We start from the raw sequence: 15570 nt of genomic DNA, 5'->3' as shown, positions 1-15570 counted from the left end.
ATTTCGAGTCTTCCAAAGCCTGCAGGTCTGGCCAGTCGACCCACCTGCATATTCATCGGCACCGCTCCTACATCGCATCGATATCCCCCAGCGCGATGATGAGGCGGCGCGCGCGCTTGTCCGGCTTGGTCGGCGGCCTGGCGTAGCCGCTGCGTTCGAGACGGCGGCGTTCCGCTGCATCCAAACGCGCGCTGCGGCTGGCTTCGGTTTCACGGTAGAGCAACTGTGCCTGCGCTGCTGAACCGCGTTGGTGGGCAAGCGCGACAACCTCGATCTCGAAGCGTTCTTCACCACGCGCGATATGGAGTCGGTCACCGACATGCACCGGCTTCGATGGTTTGCCCGCGGCCTGATTCACTTCCACCTTGCCGCCTTCGATCGACTTCTTCGCCAGAGCGCGCGTCTTGAAGAAACGCGCGGCCCACAGCCACAGGTCGAGACGCACGCCGGGCACATTCGCCGCAGTGACAACGGAAATATCTGCCATCACGGATTGCTCCTGTTTTCCAGTTCCACGCTGCGCGGTGCGGCGAGGCCACCGCAGCGTTCGTCGAGACGCTGCAGGCGATCTCGTGCCTCGCGTTTGTTGCCTGCGGCGATCAGCATTTCGATGTCGTGCAATTGCGCATCGATCTCGCGCGCGCGCCGTTCGCGACATGCGGCCAACCCGGCGTCGATCGTGCGCGGTGCCGACAAATTCGTCAGCGCGCGATCGAGCGTGGAAGCATCGATCCAGTCGTGACCGCGGCCGCGCATCTCCTCGGTGTGCAGGTCGGTGATGCACAGGTCGCGCGCTGATTCGCGGCTGTGCGCATCGATGGCCAGATTTTCCTCGTCGCGGCTGCCGGTGGCGTAGACGAGACGCGTGCCTTCCTCGAACTGGCGGAACAGCTCAGCCTCTGGCGGCGACAATACCGCGGTGCCGAACGAATCGCTGCCGGCGTTGAGCAGTGCGCCGTGGAACACATCGGGAAAGGCCAGCGCGACACGCAGGGCCACGCGCGAACCGCCGGACAATCCGCCGACATAGGTGCGCGCGGGATCGATCGAATAGGCCTTCGCCACGTTGGCGTAGCCGAGCATGGCCAGCGGAATGCGGCGCGAATAGACGTTCGCGGCATTGCCCGAGCCGGCCGCGGTCACGACGATCGTCGAGTGTTTGTCCAGTACCGGCAGCCACGCCGAAGGAATTGCCGCGGCATCGAACGGCGAAATCCACACGAGCAGGCCGAACTTGCCCGACGCCGGCGCATTGGTTGGCACGTACAAGGCGAAATGTTCGCGCGCAAGGTCGATGCTCTGCCCGTCCGCGCCCAGCCCCGCGGCAGCAAGTTTTTCGCGCATCCGCCGCGCGAGCAGCGGGCGGAAGAGGCGATCGATCAACTCCGTGTTATCCGCCAATGCCGAATAGTGATCGAACACGACCCCCTTCTGCAGCCCGGCCGGAGGAGCCGCAATACTAGCCGCCGCGCACAGCAACACCAGCTGGCATCCGGCCAGGATTTGCGCCGGCACGGGCAGGCGGCGGCGCATGGGGCCGGCGCGGAATCTGGTGAAAATGCGGGTAGGCACCGCGGCATTATCACGCGGCGCAATGGCCGATGAAACCGGCGGCACTTCGCCACGCCGTGCGAAAATGCGCGGCGGCCCGGAATTCGCCCGCAGGTCGCCACAATCCTCGCTCACCATCGCGCTTTCGACCCTGCCCCGAACGGACCAGACCATGCCCAACGCGTTTTCCATCGTGTTTCTCGGCACCCTCGCGCTCTCGACCGCCCCCGCCGATTCGCCCGATCCGCTGACCCGGCCGATGCCCGGCAAGCCGGAGTGGACCCGCGCCCACGCGCCGATCCGCATTTACGGCAACACTTACTACGTCGGCAGCGAGGGTATCAGCGCCCTGCTCGTCGACACGGGCGCCGGGCTGATCCTGCTCGATGTCGGGCTGCCGCAGTCGGCGCCGCTGGTCGAGGCGAACATCGCCAAGCTCGGTTTCAAGCTCAAGGACATCAAGTACGTGCTCAATTCGCACGCGCATTTCGATCATGCCGGCGGCATCGCCGCGTTGGTGCGCGACAGCGGCGCGACCGCGATCGCTAGCCCGTCGGGCGCGAAGGCGCTGCGCGAAGGCCATGTCGCCGCCGACGATCCGCAGGCTTCCGACACTGCAGACGCCACCTTCCCCGCTGCCGCGCGCGTGCGCGAGATCGCCGACGGCGAAGCCATGCGCCTCGGCGACACGGCGATCACCGCGCATTTCACGCCGGGGCACACGCCGGGCAGCACGACCTGGACCTGGAAATCCTGCGAAAACGGCACGTGCCTCGATGTGGTTTATTCCGACAGCATCTCGGCCTATGCCTCCGACGGATTCCACTTTCTCGCCGACGCGACCCACGGCGATCTCACCGCGTCGTTCCGCAAGAGTATCCACACGGTTGCGAATCTTCCCTGCGACATCCTCGTCTCCACGCATCTCGAAGCCTCGGGCTCCGACGCGCGCCTGGCGAAACTCGCGCTGCGGCGCGAACCGAATCCGATGATCGATACACAAGCCTGCCGTCGTTTCGCCGCAGACTACGAAAAGATGCTGGACGAGCGCATCGCCAAGGAAAAAACGGAAGCGCAGGCGCGCTGACCGCGCGCGATCCGCTCAGGGCTTAGGCACGAATCCATCCGGCACCGGAATACTCGCGAACGCGCGTTTGAGGCCTTCGTTCCACAGCATGCCGAGTTTGCGGAAATACGGATCGGCTTCCTCGATGCGGTGCTGGCCACGCGCGTCGAGGCTGTCGACCGGATAGACGAGCAGGTCGATCGGCAGGCCGACCGAGATGTTCGAGCGCATCGTCGAATCGAACGAAACCAGGGTCAGCTTGATCGCGTCGGCAAGCGCGAGGCCGGGCGAGATCACGCGGTCTATCACCGGCTTGCCGTATTTGATCTCGCCGTTCTGAAAAAATGGCGCTTCGCTCGAGGATTCGATGAAATTGCCTTCGGCATAGATCAGGAACAGGCGCGGCGCTTCGCCGACGACCTGACCGCCGACAATGAAGCTCGCCGACGAGTCGATGTTCTGTAGGCGCAGGTACTCGCCCTCGCGCTGGCGCACCTCGCGCAGCGTGTTGCCGACGAGTTCGGCGGCATCGTAGAGCGAAGTCACCGTGTAGATGTTCGGCGCATCGGGGTTTTCTTTCGCGGTGCGCTCGATCTGGTTGATCGCGTTCTGCGTGATCGACAGGTTGCCCGCCGAGAGCGCGACGATGACGCGCTCGCCCGGTTTCGAAAACACATGCATCTTGTCGACGCGGGAAATGTTGTCGACGCCCGCATTGGTGCGCGTGTCGGACGCGAACACCATGCCGGCGTCGAGCTTCATCGCAACGCAGTACGTCATCGGCGATCCGCAAGCGAGATTGTGTCGGGCGCGAAGTTTACATCACCGCTTCGGGAGTGAGCAGGAAATGTCGATCGACCTGTTGCGCCAAGGCGAACAGGCGCGTCATCACGCGTTGCAGCCAGACTTCCATGCCCTGCGCGAGCAGGTCGTCGATGCAGCCATAGCGCGTCTCTGCCATCAGCGCGCCGGCCTGGCGCACGACCTCGTGGTTGCCCGGCCCGGCAAGCGCGATCAGCGTCTTGTGTACGACGCCGGTACAGGTGGCGAGCGAACGCGGCGAATCGTGATTGAGGATCATAAGTTCGGCCACGCGTTCGGGCGTTATCGTCTCGCGATAGTGGCGGCGATAGGTTTCCATCGCCGACAGCGCGTGCAGCAGTGCGCTCCATTGGTAGTAACCGACCGCCGAACGCGCATCGCCTGCCTCCTCGGTCGACGGCCCCGAATACTTCACGTCCATCAGGCGCACGCCCCAGTCGGCGCGCTCGAGGAAGGTGCCGAGCTGCAGGTAGTGGTAAGCCGCGTCGCGCCCCATCGTGCCGACCGTCATGCCGCGAAACGAGGCCGAACGCGTCTTCACCCACTCGACGAAACGCGGCACGCCCTCGTCCTCGAACCGTTCGGTGCTAAGCTTGCGCATCTCCAGCCACGAGGTGTTGAGATCTTCGTACATTTCCAGCGTGATCGCGCCACGCTGCGCGCGCGCAGACTCGCGCGCGGCGCGGATGCACGAATAGATCGACGACGGATTGGTCGCGTCCAGGCACAGGTAACGCAACACTTTCTGCGCCACGATCGGCCCGTTGAGGCGCGAGTACTCCTGCACGAGGTCGAGAGCATCGAGCGCGCGCCGCCAGGTGCCGGCGTCGTGGCGCCGCGGGTCGAGGCGCTCGGGCAGCAGCGCGATGCGATGGGTAACGTCGATCAGGCGTGCGGTGTTCTCGGCGCGCTCGATATGGCGCGAGGTCCAGTACAGGTCGTTTGCGGTTCTGCACAGCATGATCGATCAGCCCTCCAGAACCCAGGTGTCCTTGGTGCCCCCGCCCTGCGAGGAGTTGACCACGAGCGAGCCTTCGGCCAGCGCCACGCGAGTCAGCCCGCCGGGCACGATGTGGATCTCCCTGCCGCTGAGCACATACGGGCGGAAGTCGACGTGCCGCGGCGCCAGCCCGCTGGTCACGTAGGTCGGGCACGAGGACAGCGCCAGCGTCGGCTGCGCGATGTACTTGGCCGGCTCGGCGAGGATGCGCTGGCGGAATTCGGCGATCTGCTCCTTCGTCGACGCCGGACCGACCAGCATGCCGTAGCCGCCGGCACCGTGAACCTCCTTGACGACCAGCTCGGACAGATGATCGAGCGCATAGGCAAGATCGTCCGCATCGCGCAATTTATACGTTTGAACATTGTATAAAATTGGTTCCTCGCCGAGATAGAAGCGGATCATCTCGGGCACGTAGGGGTATACCGACTTGTCATCGGCGATGCCGGCGCCGATCGCGTTCGCGAGCGTCACCCGGCCGGCCTTGTAGGCGGCGAAAATGCCCGGCACGCCGAGCATCGAGTCGGGGTTGAACACGGTCGGATCGAGAAAATCGTCGTTGATGCGTCTGTAGATCACATGCACGCGCTGCGCGCCCCGCGTGGTGCGCATGTAGACGGTGTCGTCGCGCACGAACAGATCCTGGCCTTCGACCAGTTCGACACCCATCTGCTGGGCGAGAAAAGCATGCTCGAAGTACGCCGAGTTGTGGAACCCCGGCGTCAGCACGGCCACGACCGGCTCGTCGACGCCCTCGGGCGCGACCGAGCGCAGCACGTCGTGCAGGCGGTCGGGATAGTGTTCCACGGGCGCGACCGCATGCGCTGCGAACAGTTCGGGGAACAGGCGCATCATCATGCGCCGGTTCTCGATCATGTAGGACACGCCCGAGGGCACGCGCAGATTGTCCTCGAGCACGTAGTACTCGCCGGCACCCGCGCGCACGATGTCGACGCCGGAGATGTGCGAGTAGATGCCTCCGGGCACGTCCATGCCGCGCATCACCGGCTTGTACTCGGCGTTGTTGAGGATCAAGTCGCTCGGCACTTTGCCCGCGGCGAGGATCTCCTGGCTGTGGTAGACGTCGTGCAGGAACAGGTTCAGCGCCTTGACCCGTTGGCGCAAGCCGGCGTCGAGCATGCGCCATTCGTCGCGCGGGATGATGCGCGGCACGATGTCGAACGGGATCAGGCGCTCGGCGCCCTCCTTCTCGCCGTAGACGGCGAACGTGATGCCGACGCGGTGGAACAGCAGCTCCGCCTCGCGCCGCTTCTGCTCGAGCCGCTCCTGCGGCGTGATGCGCAGCCAACCGTCGAAACCGCCGTAGTGCGGCCGTGCCGCACCACTCCCATCGAACATCTCGTCGTAGCTGACCGGCATGCGTTTCCTTTGTCGTTCGCGGGAACGCCGTACCGTTCCCGCGCATAACGTGCGGTACACGTCGGCTCTTGCAGTGCAACAAACTATTCGGGCTTCGTCAAGCAGAAAAATTCATGCCGACAGACCGCAGCGGGAAGCATCCGTGCCGGTCGAACGCGCCCATGCCGATTCGGTGGAAACGATTCGTCCCGCATCGCACCATGCGACAATGCGCGGCCATGGATCGACCCAACCCGCTCGCGCCCGATGTCGCCCCGGCGGACTCCGCCCCGACCCTGGACGCCCGTGCCAAGCGCACCCTGCTCTGGCTGATCGCGTTCTCGTTCTTCATGCAGATGCTGGACTCGACGATCGTCAATACGGCGGCGCCGAGCATCTCCACCGCACTGGCCGTCACCCCGCTGTCAATCAAGACCGCGCTGATCAGCTACACCCTGAGCCTCGCGGTGTTCATCCCGCTGAGCTCATGGCTGGCCGACCGTTTCGGCACGCGCCGCGTGTTCTGGGCGGCGATCGCGATCTTCACCACCGGCTCGCTCGCCTGCGGCATGGCGGCAAGCTTGCCGATGCTCGTTGCCGCACGCGTGCTGCAGGGCTTCGGCGGCGCGATGATGATGCCGGTCGGGCGGCTCGCGATCCTGCGCAGCTTTTCCAAAGCCGAGTTCGTCGGCGCGATGGCGTACGCGACCATCCCGGGCCTGATCGGGCCGGCGATAGGGCCGTTCCTCGGCGGCCTGTTCTCGACCTGGCTGTCGTGGCGCATGATCTTCTTCGTCAACCTGCCGTTCGGCCTCATCGGCCTGTGGATGACGCGGCGACACATGCCCGACTACCGCGCGTCCGCAAGCGTGCCGCTCGACTTCGCCGGCTTCGTCCTGTTCGGCCTAGGCGTCGGCGGCCTGTCGTGGGCACTGGAACAGGTGATCGAAGCGCGCTACGCGCAGACCGTGCTGATCGGCTTGCCCGCGGCCATTCTGCTGGCCGTATACGTCTGGCGCAGCCTGCGCATTGCACAGCCTATCGTCGACCTGCACCTGCTGCGCGTGCGCAGCTTCCGCATCGGCATCAACGGCAGTTTCACCACTCGCCTCGGCGTCGGCGGCGTCTACTTCCTGCTCACCCTGCTGTTCCAGGTCGGCTTCGGCCATTCGCCGGTAGTGGCCGGTCTGCTGCAGACGCCGCAGGCGATCGCGATGCTGTCGACGCGGTTCTTCGTCGCCGCGATCATCCGCCACTTCGGCTACCGGCGCGTACTGATCGTCAATACCACGCTCGCCGGCTTGATGATCCTGTCGTTCGCGACCTTCGATGCGGCCACGCCGGTCTGGCGCCTGTGCACCCAGGTGTTCGTATTCGGCATGGTCATGTCGATCCAGTACACCGCGGTCAATACGCTCGGCTTCGTCGATCTCGCGCCGGCGCAGGCGAGCATGGGCTCTTCCATGTCGAGTACGGCGCAGAACCTGTCGATCAGCTTCGGCATCGCCTTCGGCTCGCTGCTGATGGCGCTGTTCCTGCCTGCGGGCGCCACGCAGGGTGCAGCTTACGTCGGCGCATTCCAGGCGACCATGCTCATCCTCGGCATCATCACGATGTTGTCGTCGGCGGTGTTCTGGCGCGTGCCGCGCTCGGCCGCGGCATGATCGCGATCAAAGCTTGTAGGTCGGCAACTGCCAGTTCCACACCACCGAGAGCAGGCGCAGCGCAACCACGACGATCAGGCCCAACCCCATCGCCCAGCGCCGATCCAGCCCGAGCCGCTGCACGACGAGGTAGAGCACGATCCCCGCGATTGCCGCCGTGGCATAGATGTCCTTCTTCAATATCATCGGCACGGTACCGCCGAGTACGTCGCGCAGTACGCCGCCGGCAACGCCGGTCATCGTGCCCATCATCACCACGATGATCGGCGCGTGCCCGGTGCGTTCGGCGAGTTGCGCGCCGGTGATCGCGAACAGGGCGAGACCGAGCGCGTCGGCGACGAGAAGCGCATGCGCCGGCACCGGCAGGAAACTCGTGTAGATGATCGTCGCGACCGCCGACGCGCAGATCACCCACGGATAGGTCGAATCGGCGACCCAGAAGATCGGCTGGCGCCCGAGCAGCAGGTCGCGCAAGGTGCCGCCACCGATTGCCGGCAGGGTCGCGAGCACGATCACGCCGAACCAGTCCAGCCCGGCACGCCCGGCTGCAAGCGCGCCCGAGACCGCGAACACGGCGACGCCGGCGAGATCGAGAGCGTACAGAATTTGTGCAGCGCTCCAGCGCGCTCGCGTCGTCATTGCGTTCAAGCAGTTCCCCCGAAGTGCACCTTGACGGCGCAAGAACAGCCTACCGTGTCGGCGCGCGGATCGTCGATGCCGATACTCCCGGCAAGCAAACGAAACTCCGTTCGAGCGTATTTCGTCTGCAGCGGAAATCGTCGTGCATGCACAGACTCAGCGCAACTGGCTGTCCTTGCTGCCGCGCCGGTTGTAGCCGCTGAACGCAGCATCGGCCTTGTCGCGTTCCGACTGGCAGGCGACGCACAGGCGCACACCGGGCACGGCGGCGCGCCGGGCCTCTGGAATCGACGCCTTGCATTCCTCGCACTGTTTCAGGCCGGGGCCGCGCGGCTTGCGGCTGCGTGCGCGCTTGACCGCGTCCGCGACCGTCGCGTCGATCTGGTCCTGCACGGCGCCGTCGCCGGCCCACCCGGTGGCCATGGTCAGGCCTCCCCCGGCTCCGCTTCGGCATTGAGAAAATACGCCTCGACCTTGCCGCTGAACTTCAGCGTCATCGGCCGTCCGCGGCGGTCGAGCGCGCGCGGCACCGCCATGCGCACCCAGCCTTCGCTGACACAGTATTCCTCGACAGTGGTCTTCTCCTCGCCGTTGAAGCGGATGCCGATGCCCCGCGAGAGAACGGCCTCGTCGTAGTACTTGCTGCGTGGATCGTTGCAGAGATGATCGGGAGGCGCATCGCTCATGGGCAGGTCCGGTTTGAATCAGGTGCGCAAATTGTAGTGCGCCAGCGTCGCCTGCGCATCGGCTGCGGCGATAACGTCCTGCCAATCTTCCATCAGCGTGATCAGCGCGAGCTTCTCGAACTCGGGCGCGAAACGCCGCACGATCGGCTCCGGATCGCGCACACGCTTGCCGTCGACGATCAGGCCGAAGTGGACGTTGCCGTTGTAGGAGAGGATGGACAGGCCCATGCCGATCGAGCCCGACTGCGGCACCCAGAACATCAGCTCGTCGACCTTGCAGCCGGCGAGGTAGAGCGGCATCTGCGGGCCGGGCACGTTGGTCGCGACGGTCGAGGCCTTGCGCGAAAACAGTTCCAGCGCGACGCGCTGGATCGCGGCCGGCGCCATGCCGACCACCGAGAGCAGGCCGAAGGTCAGCGCGGCCTGCTTCGACTTCTTCAGCTCGCGCATGCTCGCGGCGATGCGCTCGAGCCGGCGCAGCGGATTGGCCTCGCCGATCGGCAGATCGAGAAAGACCAGGCCGAAATGGTTGCCGAGCTTCTTCGCATGTTCCAGCGGACGCAGGTTGACCGGCACGGTCGCGCGAATGGTCAGCCCGTCGACCTCGTCGCCGACCTCGCGCAGGTGCGCGCGCAGTGCGCCGGCGGCACAGGCGAGCAGCACGTCGTTGACCGTGCAGCCGAGCGCCTTGCCGACGACTTTCACTTCGTCCAGCGGCATCGGCTCGGCCCAGGCGACGCGCTTGACCTGGCCGAGCACGCCCTTGAACGCGGTCGGTGGATCGTCGGCCAGGGTCAACGCCACCGCAAGCTCGCGTGCGATCTCGCCGCCGTCCTTCGCGAGCGCGGCGGCAAGGTCGGGATTCGCGAGCAACTCGCTGCCCTTCTCCAATGCCTTCTCCCCGAGTGCCAGCGCTTGCGACAGGCCGGCTCCGGCCGGTGCGAGCAGGCGCTGCAACACGCTGCCCTGGTCCTTCTTCAGCCAGACCCTGGTCAGCTCCTTGCGCCGCTTCGGCGACGGGCTCGCGTCGGTCAGCGACAGCAGCACCTGCACCAGCGCCATGCCGTCGGCGTAGCAATGATGGATGCGCGCGATCAGCACGCTGCCGCCCATTTCGCCGCTTGGCGCGTAGTTGTCGACGAGGTGGAACTGCCACAACGGCCTGGCGTGATTGAGCGGGGTCGATGCGAGTTCGCTGACGAATTTCTCGAGCTCGATCTTGTCGGCCTTGCCCGGCAGTGCGGCGATGCGCACATGCCAGTCGATGTCGAAATCGGGGTCGGTTTCCCAGTACGTGGCGCTGACCGTGTCGACGGCCTTCTGGCGGAAGCGCGGGTAGGCGAGAAACCGCTCTTGCATCAATTGCTTGAGCCGGACCGGATCGAGGCGTTCGGAGAAAATCAGCACGCCGGAGATCATCATCAGGTTGGTCGGGCTTTCCATGCGCAGCCAGGCCGTGTCGACCTTGGCCATGGTTTCGCGCGCCTTGCGTAACGCTGCCGGCATTGCCTCTCCCCGTTGTTTTTGCTCGCCTCCGTGCGGGCGAAGTCGAAGAGCGGGCTTCCTGCCCGCACTATCCGCTATGCTTCGCGTAGCATCCGGCCTCATCGGGAAAAAGGCAACACGAATGCAGCACGGCCACGACATCCTGCTCAGCCTGTTCATCGTTTTCGTCGCGGCGCAGGCCGGCGCCTGGCTCGCACGTGCGATCAAACTGCCCGGCGTGGTCGGCGAAATCCTCGCCGGCTGCGCGATCGGCCCCTCGGTGCTGGGCTGGATCGCGCCTTCGGAGCCGCTCGAGGTGCTGTCCGAGATCGGCGTGGTGCTGCTGCTGTTTTCGGTCGGCCTGGAAACGCGCATCGAGGAGATGAAACGGGTCGGCCGCAGCGCCTTCCTCGTCGGCCTGCTCGGCGTGATCGTGCCGTTCCTGCTCGGCTCGCTGTGGGCGCACGGCGCCGGCTACGACTGGGCCAAATCGCTGTTCACCGCCGCGGCGTTCGTCGCCACCTCGGCCGGCATCACTGCGCGCGTCCTGCAGGAACTCGGCGTATTGCAGCGCGAGGAGTCGCGCGTCATCCTCGGCGCCGCGGTGATCGACGACATCCTCGCGATGCTGCTGCTCGGCATCGTCACCGCATTGCAGACCGGCGAGGACGTGCACCTGGGCAAGCTCGCCATTGTGCTCGCCGAAGCGATCGGATTCGTCGTCCTGATCGGACTGTTCGGCACCCGCCTCGCACGACGCTCGGCGCCGAAGCTGGCCGCGCGCGAGATCGACCTGCTGCCTGCGGCGCTCGCGCTGTGCCTGGGCCTGGCCTTCCTCTCGACCCGGTTCGGCCTCGCCGCGATCATCGGCGCGTTTCTCGCCGGCATGGTTGTCTCGGAGACGCCGCAGCGCAAGAAGTTCGAACACGACACCCAGCCGCTGCTCATGCTGATGACGCCGTTCTTCTTCGTACTCACCGGCGCGAAGGTCGAACTTGAGCAACTCGCCTCGACTGACGCGCTGCTCACGCTGGCGCTCGTGACGCTGATTGCGCTGGTCTCGAAACTGGTCGGCGGCGGTCTCGGCGCGCTAGCACTGGGTCGGCGTGGCGCGCTGGTCGTCGGCGTAGGCATGATGCCGCGCGGCGAAGTCGGCGTGGTGATCGCCAGCCTCGGCCTTGCCGCCGGCGTGTTCTCGCCGCGCACCTACGCGCTGATCGTGGCGATGTCGCTGCTTACCTCGGTCGTCACCCCGCCGCTGCTCGCACTGCTGTTGCGGCGCACACCCGACGCCCGCTGAGCGCCGGCCGCTACGCCGACGGCCCTTGCCTCTGCGCAAGCCGGGCAATCGCCGCGCGGGCGAGCTCGTTGAGCCCTTCGCCGCCGTGTTCGGCCTGGTAGGCGAGAATCTTCTTGCGCATGCGCGGTTCCCAGTAGCGCGCGATGTGGTTGGCAATGCCTTCGACCGCGAGCTCGCGCTGTGGCTCGGAACGGAAATAGTCGGCGATGTCGTTCGCCATCTTCACCAATGCCGCCGCGGCGTCGTGTTGCTGCATGGTCATATGTCGTGTCCCCCGTGGAAATTGCCCGCTCGCGCCGTCGCGGCGTCGGCGACCAGGCGCTGGCCATGGGCATAGACGCCGTAGCCGTCGGCGCGCGCGAAGCCGACAAGCGTGACGTTGGCCTCGCGCGCGAGCGCAAGCGCAAGCGCGGTCGGCGCCGAAATCGCGACGAGAAATCCGATGCCGACCGTTGCCGCTTTCATCACCATCTCGTAGCTGGCGCGGCTGGTCACGACGAGGAAACCCGTGCGCGCGTCGATGCCGCCGCGCTGCATCGCGCCGATCAGCTTGTCCAGCGCATTGTGCCTGCCGACGTCCTCGCGCAACAGCGCGACGCGGCCGTCGGCATCGGCCCACGCGGCTGCGTGCACCGCACCGGTCGCCGCGTTGACGACCTGCAATTGAGGCATCCGCGCCAGCGCGCGGCGCAGCGCGGCCGCATGCACCACGGGCGCCACGGCCACCGCCGGCGGGTGGCGCACGGCCGCTTCCAGCGTCTGTGCCCCGCAGAGTCCGCAGCCCGTGCGCCCGGTCAGCTCGCGCACGCGGTCCGCGAGCAGGCCGGCCTTCGCCGCAGCAATCTCGATGCGCAGCTCGATGCCGGCCAGCGCTTCGAACGGCTCCACGTTCTCGAACTGCGCCGCGTTGTCGATGATGCCTTCACTCAGCGAAAAGCCCAGGGCGAAGTCTTCCAGATCGGCCGGCGTCGCCATCATCACCGCATGCGGACGCCCGTTGTAGACCAGGGCGACCGGAATTTCCTCGGCGAGCGCATCGCCCACGCGCGCGACCGCACCGCCGCGATGGCGCTCGACTTCGCGCGCGACGACGCCGCGCGGCAACGGCTTTTCGAGGTCGGCCTTCAACCCGCGTTTGCTCCGGCTTCGCCCAGCAGTGCGTGCTGCCTGTCGCTGAACGCGCGATAGCGCTGCTGCCAGTCCGACGGCTGGGTGACGCGCGTGATCTGCACCGCCGTCACCTTGTACTCCGGACAGTTCGTCGCCCAGTCGGAGTTGTCGGTCGTGATCACGTTCGCACCCGAGAATGGGAAATGGAACGTGGTATAGACGACCCCCGGCGGCATGCGCGCGCTGATCGTCGCACGCAGCACGGTCTGGCCCGCACGGCTTTCGATGCCGACCCAGTCGTCGTCGGTGATACCGCGATCCTCGGCGTCCTGCGGGTGGATCTCGAGGCGGTCCTCGCCGTGCCAGCGGCTATTCTCGGTGCGCCGCGTCTGCGCGCCGACGTTGTACTGGCTGAGGATGCGGCCCGTGGTCAGGATCAGCGGATACTTCGCGTTGACTTTCTCCGTGCTCGGCACGTACTCGGTGAGCATGAAGCGACCCTTGCCGCGCACGAACTCGTGCACGTGCATCGTCGGCGTGCCCTCGGGCGCGTCCTCGTTGCACGGCCATTGGATGCTGCCGAGGCGGTCGAGCTTGGCGTAGTCGACGCCGCGGAAGGTCGGCGTCAAGCGTGCGATCTCGTCCATGATCGCGGACGGATGCGCGTACTCCATCGGATAACCCATCGCGTTCGACAGCAACTGGGTGATCTCCCAATCGGCATGACCGCTCTTCGGCCGCATCACGCGGCGGACGCGGGAGATGCGGCGCTCGGCGTTGATGAAGGTGCCATCCTTCTCGAGAAAGGTCGAGCCGGGCAGAAAAACATGCGCGAACTTCGCCGTCTCGTTGAGGAAAAGGTCCTGCACGACCACGCATTCCATCGCCATCAGCGCCGCGGTGACGTGCTGCGTGTTCGGGTCGGACTGCACGATGTCCTCGCCTTCGATGTACAGGCCCCTGAATTCGCCGTCGAGCGCGGCTTCGAACATGTTCGGTATGCGCAGGCCCGGTTCGGCCTGCAACGCCACGCCCCATGCCTGCTCGAAGCTCGCGCGCACGGCGGCGTCGCCGACATGGCGGTAGCCGGGAAATTCGTGCGGGAACGAGCCCATGTCGCAGGAGCCCTGCACGTTGTTCTGGCCGCGCAGCGGATTCACGCCGACGCCTTCGCGGCCGATGTTGGCGGTCGCCATCGCGAGATTGGCGATGGCCATGACCGCGGTCGAACCCTGCGAATGCTCGGTCACGCCGAGGCCGTAGTAGATCGCCGCGTTGCCGCCGGTCGCGTACAGGCGCGCGGCCGCACGCACGTCCGCCGCCGGCACGCCAGTGACGCTCTCCATCGCCTCGGGCGAGTGGCGCGGCTCGGCGGCGAACGCGCGCCACTTGGCGAACGAATCGGTCTCGCAGCGTGCGCGCACGAATTCCTCGGCGACCAGCCCCTCGCCCACGATCACGTGCGCAAGCGAAGTCAACAGTGCGACGTTGGTGCCCGGGCGCAAACACAGGTGGAAGTCGGCCTGCACGTGCGGCGTGCGCACGAGATCGATGCGGCGCGGGTCTGCCACGATCAGCTTCGCCCCCTGGCGCAGGCGTCGCTTCATCTGCGATGCGAACACCGGATGGGCGTCCGTGGGGTTGGCGCCAATGACGAAGATCACGTCGGCCTGCATGACCGAATCGAAATCCTGCGTGCCGGCCGACTCGCCCAACGTCTGCTTGAGCCCGTAACCCGTAGGCGAATGGCAGACGCGCGCGCAGGTATCGACGTTGTTGTTGCCGAAGCCGGCGCGCACGAGCTTCTGCACGAGGTAGGTCTCCTCGTTCGTGCAGCGGCTCGAGGTGATGCCGCCGATCGAATCACGGCCGTGCTGCGCCTGGATGCGCCGGAACTCGGACGCCGTATGCGCGATCGCCTCCTGCCACGACACCTCGCGCCACGCATCGCCGATCCGGGCGCGGATCATCGGCTTGAGGATGCGATCGGCATGCGTCGCATAGCCGATCGCGAAACGGCCCTTGACGCAGGAATGGCCGTGGTTGGCGTGGCCGTCCTTGTTCGGCACCATGCGCACGAGTTCTTCGCCGCGCATCTCGGCGCGGAACGAACAGCCGACGCCGCAGTAGGCGCAGGTCGTGACCGTGCTGCTTTGCGCCGGACCTTGCGCAAGCAGCGATTTCTCGGTCAGCGCCGTGGTCGGACAGGCCTGCACGCAGGCACCGCAGGAAACGCATTCGGACTGCATGAAGCCTTCGTCCTGGCTGGCGACGACGCGCGAATCGAACCCGCGTCCCTCGATCGTGAGCGCAAGCGTGCCCTGCTGCTCGTCGCATGCGCGCACGCAGCGCGAGCAGACGATGCAGGCGGCCGGGTCGAAGCGGAAGTACGGATTGCTCTCGTCCCGGACCGCCTGCCGATGGTTCGCGCCATCGAATCCGTAGCGAACCTCGCGGACGCCGACGGCTTCGATCATCCTGCGCATTTCGGTCGGCAAGGCCTCGTCGCCCGACGCATGGTCGGACAGGTACAACTCCATCACGCCGCGACGGATTTTCTGCAATTGCGCCGACTGCGTCGTGACCTTCATTCCCGCTTCGACCGGCGTCGTGCACGAGGCGGGATAGCCCTTGCGCCCTTCGATCTCGACCAGGCACAGGCGACACGATCCGAATGCCTCGAGCAGCTCGGTGGCGCAAAGCCTGGGGATCGCGATGCCAGCTTCGCTCGCGGCACGCAATACGGAGGTGCCGGCCGGCACGCTCACTTCGCGTCCGTCGATCGTCAACGCCACGGGTTGCGCGGACCGGGACCTGGGCGTACCGAAATCGAGTTCGACTATCGACAGCATTTTCGAATCTCCTGCAAAACCAGCTTGTCTGCGGCG

General features: G+C 66.2%; 15 protein-coding genes. 3 read left to right on the top strand and 12 right to left on the bottom strand.

Features of this window, described 5'->3' with window-relative positions; translation table 11 throughout:
• Nucleotides 1-67 precede the first annotated feature (67 nt).
• Both AC16HO_RS10370 and AC16HO_RS10365 read right to left on the bottom strand, forming a co-directional pair.
• A complete protein-coding gene (locus AC16HO_RS10370) occupies nucleotides 68-487 on the bottom strand; it encodes an RNA-binding S4 domain-containing protein (protein ID WP_395643553.1) in 420 nt (139 codons plus the stop codon).
• The gene (locus tag AC16HO_RS10365) at nucleotides 487-1572 is read right to left on the bottom strand and encodes a hypothetical protein (RefSeq protein ID WP_395643552.1); all 1086 of its coding nucleotides are present in this window, start codon (nucleotides 1570-1572) and stop codon (nucleotides 487-489) included. The genes AC16HO_RS10370 and AC16HO_RS10365 overlap by 1 nt, the downstream gene beginning before the upstream one ends.
• A 151-nt stretch (nucleotides 1573-1723) precedes the next feature.
• Here AC16HO_RS10365 and bla point away from each other — a divergent pair, with 151 nt between their 5' ends.
• Nucleotides 1724-2638, top strand: coding sequence for a subclass B3 metallo-beta-lactamase (gene bla / locus AC16HO_RS10360; RefSeq protein ID WP_395643551.1), 915 nt, complete (start codon nucleotides 1724-1726; stop codon nucleotides 2636-2638).
• Between the two features lie 15 nt (nucleotides 2639-2653).
• Here bla and AC16HO_RS10355 read toward each other — a convergent pair whose 3' ends face one another.
• Genes AC16HO_RS10355 through AC16HO_RS10345 form a run of 3 tightly spaced genes read right to left on the bottom strand, consistent with a single transcriptional unit; the run spans nucleotide 2654 to nucleotide 5819 of the window.
• Nucleotides 2654-3397, bottom strand: a complete 744-nt coding sequence (locus tag AC16HO_RS10355) for a proteasome-type protease (protein WP_395643550.1) — start codon at nucleotides 3395-3397, stop codon at nucleotides 2654-2656.
• Nucleotides 3398-3434: 37 nt separating this feature from the next.
• Nucleotides 3435-4400, bottom strand: a complete 966-nt coding sequence (locus AC16HO_RS10350; RefSeq protein ID WP_395643549.1) for an alpha-E domain-containing protein — start codon at nucleotides 4398-4400, stop codon at nucleotides 3435-3437.
• A gap of 6 nt (nucleotides 4401-4406) precedes the next feature.
• Nucleotides 4407-5819 (bottom strand): circularly permuted type 2 ATP-grasp protein, encoded by a 1413-nt coding sequence (locus tag AC16HO_RS10345; RefSeq protein ID WP_395643548.1) that lies wholly within the window; start codon nucleotides 5817-5819, stop codon nucleotides 4407-4409.
• A 218-nt stretch (nucleotides 5820-6037) separates the two neighbouring features.
• Here AC16HO_RS10345 and AC16HO_RS10340 point away from each other — a divergent pair, with 218 nt between their 5' ends.
• Nucleotides 6038-7462 carry an MFS transporter gene (locus AC16HO_RS10340; RefSeq protein ID WP_395643547.1) on the top strand — a complete coding sequence of 475 codons (1425 nt, stop codon included), beginning with the start codon at nucleotides 6038-6040 and terminating at the stop codon, nucleotides 7460-7462.
• Between the two features lie 6 nt (nucleotides 7463-7468).
• Here AC16HO_RS10340 and AC16HO_RS10335 read toward each other — a convergent pair whose 3' ends face one another.
• From AC16HO_RS10335 to AC16HO_RS10320, 4 genes are all read right to left on the bottom strand, one after another.
• On the bottom strand, nucleotides 7469-8101 hold the full coding sequence (locus AC16HO_RS10335) for a trimeric intracellular cation channel family protein (RefSeq protein ID WP_395643546.1): 633 nt from the start codon (nucleotides 8099-8101) through the stop codon (nucleotides 7469-7471).
• A gap of 156 nt (nucleotides 8102-8257) precedes the next feature.
• The gene (locus AC16HO_RS10330; RefSeq protein WP_395643545.1) at nucleotides 8258-8524 is read right to left on the bottom strand and encodes a DksA/TraR family C4-type zinc finger protein; all 267 of its coding nucleotides are present in this window, start codon (nucleotides 8522-8524) and stop codon (nucleotides 8258-8260) included.
• A gap of 2 nt (nucleotides 8525-8526) precedes the next feature.
• A complete protein-coding gene (locus tag AC16HO_RS10325; protein ID WP_395643544.1) occupies nucleotides 8527-8787 on the bottom strand; it encodes a DUF3297 family protein in 261 nt (86 codons plus the stop codon).
• An 18-nt stretch (nucleotides 8788-8805) separates the two neighbouring features.
• Nucleotides 8806-10293: a WS/DGAT/MGAT family O-acyltransferase gene (locus tag AC16HO_RS10320; protein WP_395643543.1), complete on the bottom strand. Its 1488-nt coding sequence runs from the start codon at nucleotides 10291-10293 to the stop codon at nucleotides 8806-8808.
• Nucleotides 10294-10414: 121 nt separating this feature from the next.
• On the opposite strand from AC16HO_RS10320, the gene AC16HO_RS10315 reads away from it, so the two are divergent.
• Nucleotides 10415-11572 (top strand): cation:proton antiporter, encoded by a 1158-nt coding sequence (locus tag AC16HO_RS10315; RefSeq protein WP_395643542.1) that lies wholly within the window; start codon nucleotides 10415-10417, stop codon nucleotides 11570-11572.
• Between the two features lie 10 nt (nucleotides 11573-11582).
• Here the strand turns inward: AC16HO_RS10315 and AC16HO_RS10310 are convergent, their stop codons facing one another.
• Genes AC16HO_RS10310 through fdhF form a run of 3 tightly spaced genes read right to left on the bottom strand, consistent with a single transcriptional unit; the run spans nucleotide 11583 to nucleotide 15534 of the window.
• Nucleotides 11583-11834 carry a formate dehydrogenase subunit delta gene (locus AC16HO_RS10310; RefSeq protein ID WP_395643541.1) on the bottom strand — a complete coding sequence of 84 codons (252 nt, stop codon included), beginning with the start codon at nucleotides 11832-11834 and terminating at the stop codon, nucleotides 11583-11585.
• Complete coding sequence (gene fdhD, locus AC16HO_RS10305; protein ID WP_395643540.1) at nucleotides 11831-12700, bottom strand: formate dehydrogenase accessory sulfurtransferase FdhD; 870 nt, start codon at nucleotides 12698-12700, stop codon at nucleotides 11831-11833. Before fdhD ends, AC16HO_RS10310 begins: the two co-directional genes overlap by 4 nt.
• Nucleotides 12697-15534 carry a formate dehydrogenase subunit alpha gene (gene fdhF / locus AC16HO_RS10300; protein ID WP_395643539.1) on the bottom strand — a complete coding sequence of 946 codons (2838 nt, stop codon included), beginning with the start codon at nucleotides 15532-15534 and terminating at the stop codon, nucleotides 12697-12699. Before fdhF ends, fdhD begins: the two co-directional genes overlap by 4 nt.
• Between the last annotated feature and the right edge of the window lie 36 nt (nucleotides 15535-15570).

It is taken from the genome of Rudaea sp., from assembly GCF_057139185.1.
This window is presented reverse-complemented; position numbering and strand designations above follow the sequence as displayed.

Excerpts from the sequence above, each read along its gene's own strand:
- AC16HO_RS10370 (WP_395643553.1), bottom strand. The coding sequence starts at position 487 with ATGGCAGATATTTCCGTTGTCACTGCGGCGAATGTGCCCGGCGTGCGT.
- AC16HO_RS10345 (WP_395643548.1), bottom strand. The coding sequence starts at position 5,819 with ATGCCGGTCAGCTACGACGAGATGTTCGATGGGAGTGGTGCGGCACGG.
- AC16HO_RS10325 (WP_395643544.1), bottom strand. The coding sequence starts at position 8,787 with ATGAGCGATGCGCCTCCCGATCATCTCTGCAACGATCCACGCAGCAAG.
- AC16HO_RS10350 (WP_395643549.1), bottom strand. The coding sequence starts at position 4,400 with ATGCTGTGCAGAACCGCAAACGACCTGTACTGGACCTCGCGCCATATC.
- AC16HO_RS10330 (WP_395643545.1), bottom strand. The coding sequence starts at position 8,524 with ATGGCCACCGGGTGGGCCGGCGACGGCGCCGTGCAGGACCAGATCGAC.
- AC16HO_RS10320 (WP_395643543.1), bottom strand. The coding sequence starts at position 10,293 with ATGCCGGCAGCGTTACGCAAGGCGCGCGAAACCATGGCCAAGGTCGAC.
- AC16HO_RS10340 (WP_395643547.1), top strand. The coding sequence starts at position 6,038 with ATGGATCGACCCAACCCGCTCGCGCCCGATGTCGCCCCGGCGGACTCC.
- AC16HO_RS10310 (WP_395643541.1), bottom strand. The coding sequence starts at position 11,834 with ATGACCATGCAGCAACACGACGCCGCGGCGGCATTGGTGAAGATGGCG.
- bla (WP_395643551.1), top strand. The coding sequence starts at position 1,724 with ATGCCCAACGCGTTTTCCATCGTGTTTCTCGGCACCCTCGCGCTCTCG.
- AC16HO_RS10335 (WP_395643546.1), bottom strand. The coding sequence starts at position 8,101 with ATGACGACGCGAGCGCGCTGGAGCGCTGCACAAATTCTGTACGCTCTC.
- fdhF (WP_395643539.1), bottom strand. The coding sequence starts at position 15,534 with ATGCTGTCGATAGTCGAACTCGATTTCGGTACGCCCAGGTCCCGGTCC.
- AC16HO_RS10355 (WP_395643550.1), bottom strand. The coding sequence starts at position 3,397 with ATGACGTACTGCGTTGCGATGAAGCTCGACGCCGGCATGGTGTTCGCG.
- AC16HO_RS10315 (WP_395643542.1), top strand. The coding sequence starts at position 10,415 with ATGCAGCACGGCCACGACATCCTGCTCAGCCTGTTCATCGTTTTCGTC.